Annotated in this window: 8 protein-coding genes; 1 reads left to right on the top strand and 7 read right to left on the bottom strand. The window is 35.5% G+C overall.

Annotated elements, in window-relative coordinates; translation table 11 throughout:
* Positions 1-109: 109 nt before the first annotated feature.
* The 5 genes from LDL79_RS15400 to LDL79_RS15380 all read right to left on the bottom strand — a co-directional run bounded on the left by LDL79_RS15400 (position 110) and on the right by LDL79_RS15380 (position 9,019).
* The gene (locus tag LDL79_RS15400; RefSeq protein WP_225598358.1) at positions 110-1,330 is read right to left on the bottom strand and encodes a DUF4998 domain-containing protein; all 1,221 of its coding nucleotides are present in this window, start codon (positions 1,328-1,330) and stop codon (positions 110-112) included.
* A gap of 10 nt (positions 1,331-1,340) precedes the next feature.
* Positions 1,341-2,546: a DUF4959 domain-containing protein gene (locus LDL79_RS15395; RefSeq protein WP_167597168.1), complete on the bottom strand. Its 1,206-nt coding sequence runs from the start codon at positions 2,544-2,546 to the stop codon at positions 1,341-1,343.
* A gap of 17 nt (positions 2,547-2,563) precedes the next feature.
* A complete protein-coding gene (locus tag LDL79_RS15390) occupies positions 2,564-4,531 on the bottom strand; it encodes a RagB/SusD family nutrient uptake outer membrane protein (protein WP_225598357.1) in 1,968 nt (655 codons plus the stop codon).
* A 16-nt stretch (positions 4,532-4,547) separates the two neighbouring features.
* Complete coding sequence (locus tag LDL79_RS15385) at positions 4,548-7,748, bottom strand: SusC/RagA family TonB-linked outer membrane protein (protein ID WP_225598356.1); 3,201 nt, start codon at positions 7,746-7,748, stop codon at positions 4,548-4,550.
* 110 nt (positions 7,749-7,858) lie between these two features.
* Positions 7,859-9,019, bottom strand: a complete 1,161-nt coding sequence (locus tag LDL79_RS15380; RefSeq protein ID WP_225598355.1) for a glycoside hydrolase family 43 protein — start codon at positions 9,017-9,019, stop codon at positions 7,859-7,861.
* Positions 9,020-9,305: 286 nt separating this feature from the next.
* On the opposite strand from LDL79_RS15380, the gene LDL79_RS15375 reads away from it, so the two are divergent.
* The gene (locus LDL79_RS15375; RefSeq protein WP_225598354.1) at positions 9,306-13,337 is read left to right on the top strand and encodes a hybrid sensor histidine kinase/response regulator transcription factor; all 4,032 of its coding nucleotides are present in this window, start codon (positions 9,306-9,308) and stop codon (positions 13,335-13,337) included.
* Between the two features lie 181 nt (positions 13,338-13,518).
* On the opposite strand, the gene LDL79_RS15370 is transcribed toward LDL79_RS15375, so the two are convergent.
* Together LDL79_RS15370 and LDL79_RS15365 are read right to left on the bottom strand one after the other, a co-directional pair.
* Entirely contained in the window at positions 13,519-14,181 is a 663-nt protein-coding gene (locus LDL79_RS15370) for an SDR family oxidoreductase (protein WP_225598353.1), read from the bottom strand.
* A 104-nt stretch (positions 14,182-14,285) separates the two neighbouring features.
* On the bottom strand, positions 14,286-15,377 hold the full coding sequence (locus LDL79_RS15365; protein WP_394372583.1) for an alpha/beta hydrolase: 1,092 nt from the start codon (positions 15,375-15,377) through the stop codon (positions 14,286-14,288).
* Positions 15,378-15,381: the final 4 nt, after the last annotated feature.

Genomic DNA, 15,381 nt, shown 5'->3' with positions numbered 1-15,381 from the left:
ACGACTACAAGATTATGTTTTAATCGCTGCGTCATTCGGTAGTAATAAAATTAAATACCACAAAGTAAAAAAAGAGGCATCTAGGATGCCTCTTTTGATTTTGATTTAATTATTCGGCTACTATGATATCCCAAGATCTGATATTACAGAATCTTCCCGGAGTTTCACCCCACTGTGTTGTGATTTGACCAATGGTAATAGTCGCATCTTCTTCAAGAGTAAATTCTAATCTGTATGTATATTCACTACCAAGAGTGGCATTTATTCTTTTGTAGGCGAGGACATTCTCAGCTGTTTCAATATCAGCTACGTCAGGTAAACTTTCACCCTTGGCAACTACAAAATAAGCCCCTCCTTCATCAGTAAGCGCGTGATTTGTATCTCTTATCAAAACGTTTAAAATGTATGATGCTGCTTGAACACCACCTATATTTTGATAAATTTTACCATTATTTATGGCAGGAGCACCCCATCCCGATTCTATATTAAAAATATTGCCATTCCACTCATCCCAGCCTCCGTGACCGTTATGAATTTTAATAGGATCTGTGGTTATCCAATCTTCTAAAATCCCCCATCTACCAGCTGTCGATGTTGCCTTAAATGGAATTGCAGCATTAAGAATAACCGGTTTAGAAATGGGCGTAAAAGATATGTACTCAGTATAGAAAGTGTCAATTGCCGTTTCTTCTGGAATAAATACCGTACGGTACTTATAGGTAGACTGAGGTTTATAATCTAAAATTGATTTGAAGTCCTCTTCAATAGCCACAAAGGTTGTCACTTGGTTATCAGAAGTATTGGTGTAAATAATCTCTGTGCCGATGACTCCTGTTGTCAAATCCATCGATGCATATTCTATAGATAAACTATCCTCAATCAAATTATTTGCTACAACAGGGCGATTAAATAAGGTGTTCTGATAACGCTCGCCATAAACAACACCTGTAATATTTGAAGCCAGCGATTTATTACCTTGATCATCATAGGTACGCAACTCAAAATTATAGATATTTTCTTCTATTCCATCAATTATCACTTCAAGAGTATCAATACCCTCTGATCGAGTAACTGGTACTGCAACAGAGTCTCTTTTATCATTCCAAAATACTCTAAATTGTGTGATTTTAGGGTCTGCATTTATAATACCCTGTATCATTATTCTATTGTTACCAGAAAAGGTTTTCAACGAATCAATCTTCTCTGTATAACTAATTTCTCCACCTGCTGTAAACTCTTTGTAGTCGTCATATTCTTCGCTCGTACACGACCAATATAATGAGAGTATGCCAGCAAATGCAAACAGTATATATTTATAAATATTCTTCATTTTTCTGATTTTAAAAGTTAGAATTACCATAAACCTGTAGTTCTGAGATTCCCATAGAGTATGTTCCTGCCCAATTATCTATCATATGTATTCTTATGTATCTCACAGGCTCTGCATTTGGGTCAATATCCCAACTAAATCCACTATTAGCAGCTTCAAAATCTTCACTAGTACTTTGTCCATAAGGCAAGCCAGAAGGTTTGACTTGTTCATAAGAACCTAATAAAGTCCATTTATCTAAATCTCCCGTTGGTTCAAGCTCTGCAGAACCATAAATTTCAAATTCTTTCATACACACGTTATAGTAGTATTCTCTACCTCCATTGTAATATTCAGGGTAATCCCAGATTACAATACGACTTAGCTTTGTTAATTTTCCAATATCAAAACTTGTAATATGTGTGTCTTCTAGAAAGTTACCTTGTGTTAAATAACAACGTGGCCAATTAAGTATATCATTATCCCACATCCCACTTTTAGGGGTCGAATTGTGACCTGGTGCATCGTTAGGTAATCGTAAATCTCCATAATTTGATTTTGGGATGGCTTCTTCAAAAAGAGGTGTTATCGTCCTTTCTAAAGTATCTGTATAGTTAAGCCAGCGATCACGAATAGTAAATGCAAAATCTTTAGCAATAGTATCTAAACCACGTATTCTGCTTTTAATATCATTTGTAGAAGTATAGATACTGTTAGGACTCGCTACATAGTCACCATCTTCATTTTTATTTAGTACCAAAATAGCTAAGTCCATTCTCTCCGGGTTTTCAGCATTGATGTAAATTCCACCGAAAGCTTCTCCTACATCCAAGCTATTATAAACATCAAAAATGGGAGAAGGTAGTGGATTTACGGTTATACTCACTGGATCTGACTCTACCTCACTACGATTTACAGCTACCACATCAACATTTATATCATCATTTCCGGTGAAACCTTCTAACAGCATAGCGTTTGAGTAATATGAAGATTTAACTTCCATCTCGCGACCTGTTGGTAAAGTATAATTCGCTTTTATATAGAGTAAATCTTGATCTTTTGGTAAAGTGTATGTAAGACGCGCTTTACCTGGTAAATTCTCTACCTTAATATTACTTACTTGCTGTGGAGCTATACTGTTAGACTCCAAGGGTATTTGTTCTACTTCTTCAGAACAACTACATAGAAGCGTCAGCACGAAGGCAAAAGCTATCTGTTTTAAAATAATCGTTTTCATATTGCTAATTTTTAATATTACCATCCTGGATTTTGAACCAGATTTGTATTTCTTATCAAAGAAGTCTCACTTAGTGGCCAGAAATAATCTCTAGGGGATACAAAACTTTGCAGATGAATGGTACGCACTTGATAGTATGATGCTTCATCATCGCCAAATACATTCCAACCTTGAACATCGTCATTAAATTCTTCAACCGCTCTTTTCCACCTCAATAAATCCCAATAGCGCTGACCTTCAAATGCTAATTCTATCATACGCTCTTGTTGTATAATACTTCGTAAACCATCTTGTGATAAGGGTTTGTTAGGATTAACGGAATGATTAGCCCACGACTCAACAACTCCCTCTAAACCTGCTCTATCCCTAATAAGGTCTAAATAGTTATAAACATCTGAACTTGGACCTTGGGTTTCATTAAGAGCCTCTGCATACAAGAGGTATAACTCTGCCAAACGCATCTCTGGCCAAGCATAGTTTTCAAAACTACCGCCATCATTGCTAAAGGTCATTCTCCAATTAACTAATTTCTTACAATAGTACCCTGTCTCATTAAAAAAGAAAGGATGATCACTTCCTGAATAGTCACCAAATTTACCTTCAATATGCCATTTAGTTTCATCTCCTAATGCATCTCTCTTATACCAAGTACTACCATCAAAACCTAAATCAGCATAAAATCGAGGTTCTCTATCAAAATTTAATCTTGAAGTGCGATATCCCTCTTCGATATTAAAACGTTCTTCTGGAGTAGCCTCTCTTAGTTCTCTAATGTCATTAAAGTCATAATTACGATCTTCTGTAATAGGCACTCCGTTATCTGTATAAAACAGTTTTGCCATTGTTATGGTTGGAGACAAGACCTTACGTGCAACACGCGTATTATGACCTACCTGTAACGGTGCCATTGCACTTGCTTGTAGTCCATCTTCTCCAAGAGTTAGACTTTGTGTATTAGGCCATATAATTTCTATACTCTCTGGATCTGTAATAGCATTTCGGATACTCAATTTAGTTACGGTAGTATCAGTTAAATCAAACCCTGTTACTGACTCATTAAATTCAAAAAGCCTCAAGCCTGCGGCTTCCGCAGCATCTATTGCCTCTTTAGCTGCGTCTGCAGCAAGTTGCCATTTATTAGGCTCATAGGTGTTATTATAAAGAGGTGTTCCATCTTTATTTACTACAATAGCTAAATCTTCATTGCCATTATAAAGTGGGCTTGCGGCAGTAACCAATACTTTCGCTTTTAACGATCTTGCTGTAACTGAAGTAATTCTTCCCAATTCTGTATTAATATCTGCAATTACAGGAGGAAGTACTGCTGCTGCCTCGTCTAACAATTCAACTATATATGCTATAGCTTCATCATATGGGGCTCTTGTAACATCAAACTCTTCGGTGGGAGCATCTATTGAAATATTCTCTCTCATAACAGGTATTGCTCCATAGAATTTTGTCAAATAAAAATGATAATACGCCTTGAGGAATTTAGCTTCAGCTATCCATCGTTCTCGTTCTGATTGAGTAATATCAGGTACGTTATTTTCATCAGACATATTCTCTATAAAAATATTACAGTGCCTTATTCCATCCCAGATCTCTGGTCCGTCGTATGGAGCTCCTGCTTGATATTCCCCTTGCCACACATTAAAATACGGGTTTGAAACGCGCTGTCTTCCAAGAGCTATTTCTAAGGCAAAATAATCTCCATTTTCACGATTGTCAGGGACCCACATTTCATCCCCTGCTAAAAATCCTGCATTTCTACGAGGGTCTCCTAAACGTGGCATATAGGAATAACAAGTAAATAAGTACTTCTCAGCCTCTTGTCTCAGATTAAAAACCTTGTCAACGGTTGCTAATCCATCAGGTACTACGTCTAGATAATCATCTTGGCAAGAATATGTACTGTTCAACAAGACCAGCAATAATAACGCCCCGATTCCCTGCTTAATTAATTTTTTAAATATTATAGTCTTCATCTATTAAAATCTTAAATTAAAAGTCAAATTGAACCCCAAGATTGTAGGTAGATTGAATAGGGTAACCCAAACCATTACTACCCATCTCTGGATCCCATAGGTCAAAACTGCTCCATACAGCTAGGTTTATTCCACTTGCATAAATACGTAGAGATCGTATACCTAAGGCGTCTACCAGCTTCTCTGATGCTCTATAGCCAATCTCTAAATTTTTAAGTCTTAGAAAATCATTGTTTTGTAGCCACCAAGACGAACTTTGCACATTATTTTCAACAATATTCGAACTCAAACGTGGCCAAAAAGCATAGGAATCACGATTATCTTCAGACCAATAGCTATCTGCAATTAGTCTTAGTAATCCATTTTGTTGTCCGGTTTCATCACCTGTACCCAACACAAATGGTGAAATATCAGAGGGGCTGATCTGAAATGATGATCGTGCAGACCCTTGGAAGAAAACACTTAGATCAAAGTCTTTGTATCCAACAGTTCCTCCAAAACCATAAATTATTTCAGGAGTTGTTGGTAACCCAATAGGGACTCGGTCTAAGGAGGATATAACTCCATCTCCATTAACATCTCTATACTTAATATCTCCTCCAGTATAGTTACCAAATTGCGTAGGCGAATTGTTAACCTCTTCTTGATCTGTAAACAAACGCTCTGCTATATAGCCATACATCTGGCTTGCATTATTACCTACTTGTGATAAATAGCTAAGATTATCTGGATAATTAAGTTCGTTTGTCTGTTTTACTTCATTTGTAGCATAAGTGAGCGTTGCTCGTGCCTGTGTCCACCATTCTTGATTAATCTGTCTATTGTAATCCAATGATAAATCTATCCCTTTAGATTCTAACTCGGCAAAATTAACCTGTGGTTGTGCAGTTAGCCCAATCACGTCTCCAATTTCTGTACGACGCTCTAAAATATTTGACCTGTTTTGCTTGTAAATTTCTGCTGTAAAGTTTAGATCACGCCATAACCCGATATCGATACCTAGATTATATTGTTCTGAAACTTCCCACCCAATTGCTGCATTTGCATATCTATCAATTGAAATACCAGGTCTATAAAAATTATAATCTTGTCCAAATGTGGCTCCGAAACCTCCATTATTTGTATTTACACTCGACAGGTAAAAGAATCTGTCCTCATCAAGATTTCCTATTTCATCATTCCCAGCCTTTCCATATGTAAATCGTAGCTTAAGATTACTGATAGTTTCTTTTATGTTAGAAAAATAATCCTCATTTGAAATTACATAACTTACTCCAAAAGAAGGGAAAAAGCCATATCTATTGCTTCGATCGAAACGCTCAGAGCCATTATAACCGAAACTGAATTCACCTATATACCGTTTATCATATGCGTAGGTAAATCGCCCCGAGAATGTATGGTTTCTATATTGTAATGATTCTTGTAGACTATTAAATTCAGTTGTTTCATAACTTTGTAACACATTGATTAAAAAGCCAGAAACCGCGTGTTTTTCAGCAAATACTCTGTCGTAATTCAGCGTGAATTGATTGTAAATTCTAGAGTTGGATTCATTATTTTCTCCTGAAAGATTTAAAAATTCAGTACCAGGGGTTCCTATAGAAGATTGTGTACCATCATTAATAACACTAAGTAAAACACCATCATTAAGTGGATTTCTAGAAGCTTGATAAAAGAAGGGATTGTATGATCTACTAATCGAATAAGTATTATATCTACGTATATAATTCATAGTTCCTATTTTTAATCCTTCGGTAATAAAGTCTAATTTTTGATCAATAGCAATTTGAGCTTGTACTGTAGAGTTTTTAGTAGTTCTATATCCTTTAACCATTTCGGCATAGGGATTTGTATACAAGGCATTGCTTGCCAGAGATAAAGGTGAATTACCAAAAAGCGGATGCTCGGCTAATGGGTATAATTCTGATGGAAAAATTGATGTGAATGCAACTGGATTAGCATTAACTGTAGAAGCGATAATATCACCCCCATTAGATATTGGACCATTATAGTCGTCAAACTGACCATATATATTGACTGTTGCAAGAGTAGTAGGAGTTAAATCAATATCTAGTTTACTTCGTAATGAATAGTTCTGTAGTTTAATATTACTATTAAAATTATTTATTGGATTCACATCTAAAATTCCATTATCAATATTATATGTACCTGAAACATAATATCGTGCACGTTCAGACCCTCCACTTGCACTTATATTGAAACTTTGATTTATGGTATACTCTTTTAGTATCTGATCAATCCAATTATTGCTAGGGTATAAATACGGATTATCTCCTGCTGCAGTACGGTCAATTTTAATTTGAGAATACGGTAAAATGGCAAGAGGGTCACGAGTAAGCGCAGCCTCATTTGCTAGTTGCATATATGTGATGTTATCTGCAAATTCAAAATTTCTTGTGTTAGTAGAAATACGAGAAGCAGCACGTGCACTAAACTTTGCTTTACCTGCCTTACCGCTTTTTGTAGTGATTAAGATAACTCCGTTTGCCCCTCTAGCTCCATAAACTGAAGCTGCGGCAGCATCTTTAAGTACAGAAAATGTATCAATATCATCAGGTTGTAGACGTGCAAGATCTGTTGATGTAGACTCTATGTTATCTATTAAAATTAATGGATTGCGCTTACCTGAACCAAAGGTACTTAAACCACGTATAAAGAAATCTGAATTGTCTGCTCCTGGTTCTCCCGACCTTTGAAAGGATACCATCCCAGGAACCCTCCCAGCAATCATATTAGTTAGGTTATTTGTAGGCCCTTTAAGCTCTGCAGGATTAATTGTGGCTATTGAACTCACCTGACTTTCTTTCAGCTGTTTTCCTCCGAAAGCAATTACAACTGTCTCTTCTAGCGACTCTGAACTTAAGTTTAGAGAGACGTTAATACTTTCTTGATCACTAACGAGGACTTCTTTAGTTTCAAAACCCACAAAGGAAAATACCAAGGTTGATCCTGGTGAAACGCGTATAGAATAGTTCCCGTCAAAATCAGTAGAAGTTCCGTTTTGAGTTCCCTTTTCCACAACCGTTACACCTATTAATGGTTGGTTGCTATCACTACCGTCATAAACAGTACCTGTTATGATTTGTTGTGGTAGCTCATCTAAACTATGCGCCTTAAATTGGGGCCCAAATCCAAGCGCAAGTAGGAGCACAAGACACCTTAAAAAGTGTTTCACTCGTATTAATTGTTGTATCATAATCTGTTGATGTAATGTTTTTCTATAAAAATTAATTCTGTTTGATTAAAATGACATATTCGTTATTTGCTTAAGTTTTTTTAGGTTTCTCATATGTTTGTTTTTGGTTACTAATCTGCTTTGTGGTTATCTGAAATATATTTTAGTTGATCTAAACTCCATTCATCCTGCCATTCCATTGCTGGTTGCCCTTGTTTGACGACAAGCGGAAGCCAGATATATCTACCATCACTATGTTTCTTAGGATTCCATCTATCCCCCATATATATATAAATACCTTCTGCTCTATTTATGGGCAATACATAGGTGCTTTGAGAAAAAAATGTCACATCTGCATTTTTTCCTTTAGCTGGATTCGCTAGCTTTTCCCAAGGTCCGAACATGGACTTAGCTTTAAAAGACCGGGCTTTATTGGGCTTCCATCCTGTAAGTCCTGAGGTTATCATGTAATAGGTTTCCTTATGTTTAAAAACAGCAGGAGCTTCATTCTGGCCTCCAGGTTGAACTCTTACCCATTCCTTTGAGAATCCTAAATAATCATCAGTGAGCTTAGAAATATGTAAGGTTTGATTCTCTTCTGAACTACTAATATGGTACGCTGTATCATCATCATCTACAAACACTGTCATATCACGCGACATTTGCCCTTTTTTAAAATCTCGACGTACATACAGGCCATCCACAAGAGCCTGATGCCATTCCGCCGTCCACCATTCAAGATGCTGTTCTTCAATATTTTCTTGGGTTTGTGATAACTCAAAATTTTGAGGCCATGATTTTTGATTGGGCCTAAATGATTGAATATATTTAAAGGGTCCTGTGGGTGATTGACTTGTGGCTACTGCAGTACGGGCGGCAGCATAACCTTGTCCCTTAAGCTCCAAATGAAACCACATAACAAACAATTTTGTTTTCTTATTGAAAATGACTTTAGGACGCTCTATAACTGACCCAATCGTAATTTCTGAATTGGGATCTGTACTTACTTCTAATGCCACCCCCTCATTAGACCAATTGATTAAATCTTTTGACTTATATACGCGAATCCCAACTTCAGCTAGACTATTTGCCCCTTTATGTTCACCATACCAATAATAAGTCTCGTTATGATATAAAATACCACCACCATGAGCATTGATATGATTACCATCATTATCTGGCCAAAGTTTGCCTGGAAAAAAACTACTGTGGTCGTTTTTTTGACCGTAGACAGATGCACTTAGAATTACCGCAGCAATTAATTGAAGGACTTTAATATAATTAATAAACATGTCTGGAATGTTATATTCTGTTAAACGTTTGGATTATATTCACGCAGCGAAATCGAAATAGTTAATCATATTCTATTGCAATTTTCATTAATTCAAAGATTGATCAAGGGGGACAAACTATCTTTTTATAGGGGGGTATTTATTCAATAGTTAAAAAAACAGCTATTTATATATCTAATTATTAATTTTTAGCGAATTTTAACAAAAATTAAATAATACTATGTGCGTGTTAAGCAGAAATAGCACTCTAGTTATTCAATGGTTCGTTTTAATATGCTTTTATAATTTGAGTTATACTCAAATTAAATATGATCTTAGAAATGAAACTTTAAAGGAGCAACTCACATTCTACCATCTAGATACCCAAAACGGACTATCAAACAATACCGTTAAAACAATTGAACAAGACGAGTTAGGCTTTATTTGGATTGGCACATCTGACGGTTTGAATAGGTATGATGGGAACGAATTCAAAATTTTTAGGAAAGAGAATTCAAATATTCGCAATAATTACATTCAAAACATTTCATTTGAAAATTCTGGGGAGCTTAAACTTGCAACCGATGGTGGACTGGTTACTTACAATCCGAAAAATGAAAGATTTTATTCCTTAAACGATTTCAATCCTCATTTAAAATTAAGCATCAATTCTTACATAGATATCTCAGAAAATAGCTATGCAATAGGCGTTTACGGTCAAGGTATTTTTACTTTTAATGATACTGAAGAAACAACTTTTTTAAATTCAGAAACTTCTGATCTATCATCGAATAAAATATCTTGTATGGTAAAACAGGGATCAAAAGGTGCTTGGATAGGAACTTTTGATGAAGGCCTCAATTATTTTGACTTTCAAGCAAATAAGATTACACCAATTCCTTTAGTAATTGATGATGATAAAGTTGAAGAAATCAACACCTTGTATTTAGATGAAAATCAAATTTTATGGATAGGTAGCAGTCAAGGCTTGATCGCTAGGTCTTACAATGGAAAACTTTATACCCTTAAAGAAGGCTCTACCAAACAAACTTTGACAGATGACCAAATTTTAGCAATTGAGAAAGATGACTATGGAAAGTTATGGGTAGGTACTTACTCAGGTGGTATTAATAGATTTGATATTAAAGCCTTTCTATCTAAAAGCCCTTCATTTAGCATAGATACCTATCAACCTCAAGATGATGGAACCAGCATAACAAATGCTAGCATCAATGCTCTTAAAAAAGACAGAAATGGATATTTATGGATAGGTACAAATGCTGGGATAGATTTTGTAGATCCAAAAGGTGAGCCCGTAAAATTACTTAAGAATAATCTTAAGGGTGGTGCAAAACTTATTCATAATAGAATTACAGGATTAGAAGAATTAAAATCTGGCTTAATTTTAATAGCTACAGATGGAGGAGGCTTAGATTCTTTTAATCCTGACACTGGTATTTACAGTGATGCTGACTTTATAGATTCAGATAAATTAAGAACAAAACATCTAAATTGTTTATTTGAGGACAACCAAGAAAAATTGTGGATAGGTACCTATCAAAAAGGACTACATCAATATGACCCGAGAAATAATACTTGGAGTTACTATTTAAATGGATCTAAAGCTGATGGAAATGATGTTCGTTGTATTGCACAAGATTCTAAAAATCAAATATGGGTAGGAACTAATCGTGGCGGTCTTTTTAAATACGATTCTAGTAAAAAGAATTTTGTTTACATAAAGGCATTAGATCAAATTACAGAAAGAATGGATATAAGAGCCATTGATTTTGATTCTAATGGTGTATTATGGCTGGCAACCTACGGCAACGGAATTGTTAAATTCAATCCTGATAACAATGAGGTATTCTCTTATTTTCATGGAAATCTTGATGGACTTACTAATAATGTCATATTTAGCATCAAAGTGCTTTCTGACGATACTATCGCAGCAGGTCAGAAATATGGAGGTTTAATTTTATTTAAAGATGGAGATTCCTCGGGTAAAACCTATACAGAATCTCAAGGCCTTAGTAACAACACTATAAACAGTATAATTAATTATAATTCTCAAAAATTGTTCTTAGGCACCTATAAAGGCCTAAGTGAATTTAACCTTGGCAACAAACAGGTTAAAAGCTTAAACTCCCTTTATAATATTCAAAAAAGTGAATATAATGTTGGTGCCGCACTTATTAGTAAAAAGGGGTATCTATATTTTGGAGGTAACAAAGGAGTTAACATATTTACCCCTGAGGACCTAAAAAATCAAAATGAAGCAAACACAATTATTATAAAAGACTTAAAAGTACATAATGAAGTTGTAAATGTTAGCCTTGATAATCCTAAGGCTATTCTTGACCAATCTATCATATATAAGGATCAAATAAAACTTCAGTACAATCAGAATAACTTTTCACTAGATTTTACTAGTTTAAATTTTCCCTTCGCTGCGTCTTTGCACTATTCTTATATTTTGGAAGGCTATTATGATCAGTATACTCACTTAAAAAATTCTAATAGAATTAATTTTAGTAATATTCCTCCGGGGAATTATACGCTCAAAATCAAAGCAGAAAATCAAGCAAACAGCACACGCTTTAAAGAATTATCAATAATAATTTTACCTCCCTTTTGGCAGACATTGCCTGCTTATATATTCTATATAGTTACATTAATTATAATCATTTGGGGTGGTTTAAAATATTACGCAGAGCGCTTAAAACTTAAAAACTCACTACTTTTTGAGCAGAAACAAAGACAGCTGGAACACGAACTAAATGAAGAGCGCATTAGGTTTTACACAGGAATTTCACACGAGCTTAAAACCCCTCTCACGTTGATTTTGGCCCCGTTAGAATCGCTTATAGACAATGTGATTCACAAAAAGCAACAGAAAAGTTTAAGACTCATAAAAAAAAATGCAGAACATTTATTGCAATTTATAAATAAGCTATTAGAATTTAGAAAAAGTGAAGAAGGTCTAAGTACTCTTCACTTAAATAGTTATGACTTAAATAAAAATCTGTCTCATTGGCTTGAATCGTACAAGCATCTTCTCAAGAAAAAGAATATTAATTTAATATTTAATAAACCTGAGGCACCTGTATTGGTGATCTGCGATCTCGAGAAAATTCACATTATCATTAATAATCTTATTACTAATGCTATTAAATACAGCAACATTAATAGTAAAATATATGTAAAACTGTGTTCTAATGCTTCAGATGTTACTATTGAAGTTGCAGATATTGGAGCGGGAATTGACGAAACTGAAATACACCAAATTTTTGAGTGGTATTATCAAGCACACTCCAAAATTAGAAAAGGTGGTAGTGGTATAGGTTTAGCCCTTTCTAAACGCTTTGCTCAACTTCATAATGGTAATCTTTATGTGAGAAGTACTCCTCAAAAAGGAAGCACATTTACCCTCAGTTTACCGGTTAGTCAGCCAAAGCAAAGTGAAGGATCACAGTCGCACCCAACAAATACAATTGAGGACAATCTTGCAAATATACAGGCTACAATCTATGAAGAGTTAACTGTAAACGATGTCATTATAGGTGTAGAAAAAGAGAGAAAGCTTGCCTTATTGATTGATGACAACCCAGATATCTTAACACTGTTAGATAGTATTCTTGCTACAGACTATGATCTTATTCATGCGCAAAATGGACAGGAAGGAATTTCACGTGCTATTAAATACATACCCGATATAATAATTAGCGATGTAATGATGCCTCAAAAAAATGGAATTGACCTATGCCGAGAATTAAAAGAACAAAGAGCAACCTCACATATCCCAATTATTCTGCTTTCAGCTAAAGGTAATTTTGACATTATTGAAACAGGTTACAGCAAGGGCGCGGATGATTATATGGTTAAGCCCTTTAATATTAAAGTTCTAAAAGCACGTATTGCTAATTTAATTGCTTCAAGAACCTCACTTTTACAAAAATATGAGACTCATGATGCAATTAACGCTAATGTAGATGCTGACGAACTTAAAGTATTAGATTCTGAAAAGGCATTTCTGAAAGAGTTCAAAGAAATTGTTCATCAAAATATACAACAGGATATTAAAACAATCGATACCATTTCTGAACAAATGAATATGAGTAGATCGTCATTATACCGAAAGATTAAAGCAATTACTGGAAAAAATATCAATGAATATGTTCGTAATATTAAAGTTGAACACGCCGCTTACCTGATTGAAAAAAAGAATTTTAATATTACTGAAGCAGCGTATGAGGTTGGTTATTTAGATCCTAAGTATTTCCGAAAAATTTTTAAGCAACGTTATGGGAAGACTCCATCTGCATTTAAATCAAATTGAGTTTAGTTTTGTTTATAAAGATAGATTGCTACCTAAAGACTAAATGACCAACAGCAAAATAGGATTATACTTGAAGGACAGAAACAGGTTCCATTAGTAAAAGCTTTTACTAATGGAACCTGTTTCTTAAAAATTGCCAAATTTTGTCTAAATCCAACTGTTTTTCTAAGCTGAAATTTGCCTAATTGATAATCTTATGCAGTGCTTGTGGGATTGAATCTTCCCCACTACTCATTTCAATTATTTTACCGAAGGTGTTCTTATTGTTGAGGACTTCTAAAACTGTTTCGGCAACTGCTTGTCTGGGTATTTTTGAATTGACCTTTTCAGGATCTGTGCTCATCATCACGGTGCCGGCTTCTTCGTCATCAGTTAAAGTGACAGGGCGTAGGATGGTAAAGTCGAGATCGCTTCTTTGTAATTCTTTGTCGGCGTAGTGCTTTGCAATATAATACGGCTTCATCCCTTCTACTTTACCCCAAAACGAGCGATCATCAGCATGCGAAGCTCCAACCATCACATATCGCTTAACGCCTGTTTGAGAAGCTGCGTGTATAGTTTTAATCGCTCCGTCAAGATCTATTTCCATCGTTTTATCGGCTCCTGTGCTTCCTCCCGAACCTGCTGTAAACACTACCGCATCATAGTTTTTGATTACTTTCTCAAGTGCTTCGGGGGTGTTTTCCAGACTTTCTACCACAGTAGGTACTTTCATTTTTTCAAAAAGAGGCTTTTGTTCTTCTTTCCTAATAAAAGCTGTGGGTTCAAAATCGGTAGAAGCCTGCATCAGCTTAGCAATGCGTTGTCCTACTTTGCCGTGTGCTCCTATTATTAACGTTTTCATAGTTTTTCTTTTTTTAGTTTTCCAGAATATAAAATTCCAGTACTGAATATCTCCTAAAGTTCTATTAAACTTTAGGAGATATTCAGTTAGATTTGCTTTAAAACCTATAGGTTTTCATTAAAGAAAGATTCTAGTTTATCAAACGGAATAAAATCTTGATCACCACCATCATAAAGATCTGTATGTACTGCATCATCAATGATCAGTAGTTCTTTTGGTTCTTGAGCAGCTTTATAAGCATCCTCACTAAAATAACGGGAATGCGCTTCAGAGCCGGCAATAATCAAGATGGGTCTAGGTTCTATTTCTTCGATATACGTTAGAATAGGCATATTCATAAAGGAAATAGAATTGGTCGCGGTCCATGAACCGTTTGAGTTGATCGATCTTGGATGAAAGCCTCTATCAGTCTTGTAAAAATCAAAATAGTCCTTTACAAACTGCGGTTCGTCTCCGTTAATTTCACTTGGTAAACCTTGCGGTGCCAGTGCTCTTTCACCATCTTGAGCATCTTCCCAGCGTTGTAAACTCATTTGCTCTAATTGTGCTGCACGCTGTTCTGAAGTTGTGCTATCAAAATACCCTTTTGCATTTACGCGAGACATATCGTACATACTCGTAGTTGCGACTGCTTTTACGCGTTTGTCAGCAGCGACTGCGTTTAGAGCAAATCCTCCGAAACCGCAAATCCCAATGATACCAATCTTATCCCGATTGATTCCTTCCTGCACTCCCAAGAAATCTACTGCCGCGCTGAAATCTTCGGTATTAATATCCGGCGAAGCTGTATTGCGCGGTTCTCCACCGCTTTCTCCGGTATATGACGGATCAAAAGTAAGTACCGCATAGCCACGTTTTGCTAATTCATTTGCGTATAACCCTGAAGCTTGTTCTTTAACCGCACCAAACGGACCGCTAATTGCTAAGGCTGACAATTGCTTATCACTGCTATTTTTAGGCAGATAAAGATCTCCTGCTAAGGTAATTCCGTATCGGTTTTTGAAGCGTACCGAAGTGCGGGTCACTTCCTCATTCAATTCAAAAATATAATCATCTTCTGTTCTCATAGTATCTCGTTTGTGTTCTTGATTTAATTCGTTTTCTGTTACAGCGATTTTATGTTCGCTTCTATTTTGATTATTAGCTACCCCTAATACCGAAAGGATCAGGACTGCAAATAGATTTATAGTTTTCATTTAG

Origin of the sequence: Leeuwenhoekiella palythoae, from assembly GCF_020310025.1 — a bacterium.
In the GTDB taxonomy this organism is placed as follows: domain Bacteria; phylum Bacteroidota; class Bacteroidia; order Flavobacteriales; family Flavobacteriaceae; genus Leeuwenhoekiella; species Leeuwenhoekiella palythoae.
This window is presented reverse-complemented; position numbering and strand designations above follow the sequence as displayed.

Bases quoted from the DNA above. Each gene is read 5' to 3' on its own strand.
- LDL79_RS15400 (WP_225598358.1), bottom strand. From the start codon at position 1,330: ATGAAGAATATTTATAAATATATACTGTTTGCATTTGCTGGCATACTC.
- LDL79_RS15395 (WP_167597168.1), bottom strand. From the start codon at position 2,546: ATGAAAACGATTATTTTAAAACAGATAGCTTTTGCCTTCGTGCTGACG.
- LDL79_RS15390 (WP_225598357.1), bottom strand. From the start codon at position 4,531: ATGAAGACTATAATATTTAAAAAATTAATTAAGCAGGGAATCGGGGCG.
- LDL79_RS15385 (WP_225598356.1), bottom strand. From the start codon at position 7,748: ATGATACAACAATTAATACGAGTGAAACACTTTTTAAGGTGTCTTGTG.
- LDL79_RS15380 (WP_225598355.1), bottom strand. From the start codon at position 9,019: ATGTTTATTAATTATATTAAAGTCCTTCAATTAATTGCTGCGGTAATT.
- LDL79_RS15370 (WP_225598353.1), bottom strand. From the start codon at position 14,181: ATGAAAACGTTAATAATAGGAGCACACGGCAAAGTAGGACAACGCATT.
- LDL79_RS15365 (WP_394372583.1), bottom strand. From the start codon at position 15,377: ATGAAAACTATAAATCTATTTGCAGTCCTGATCCTTTCGGTATTAGGG.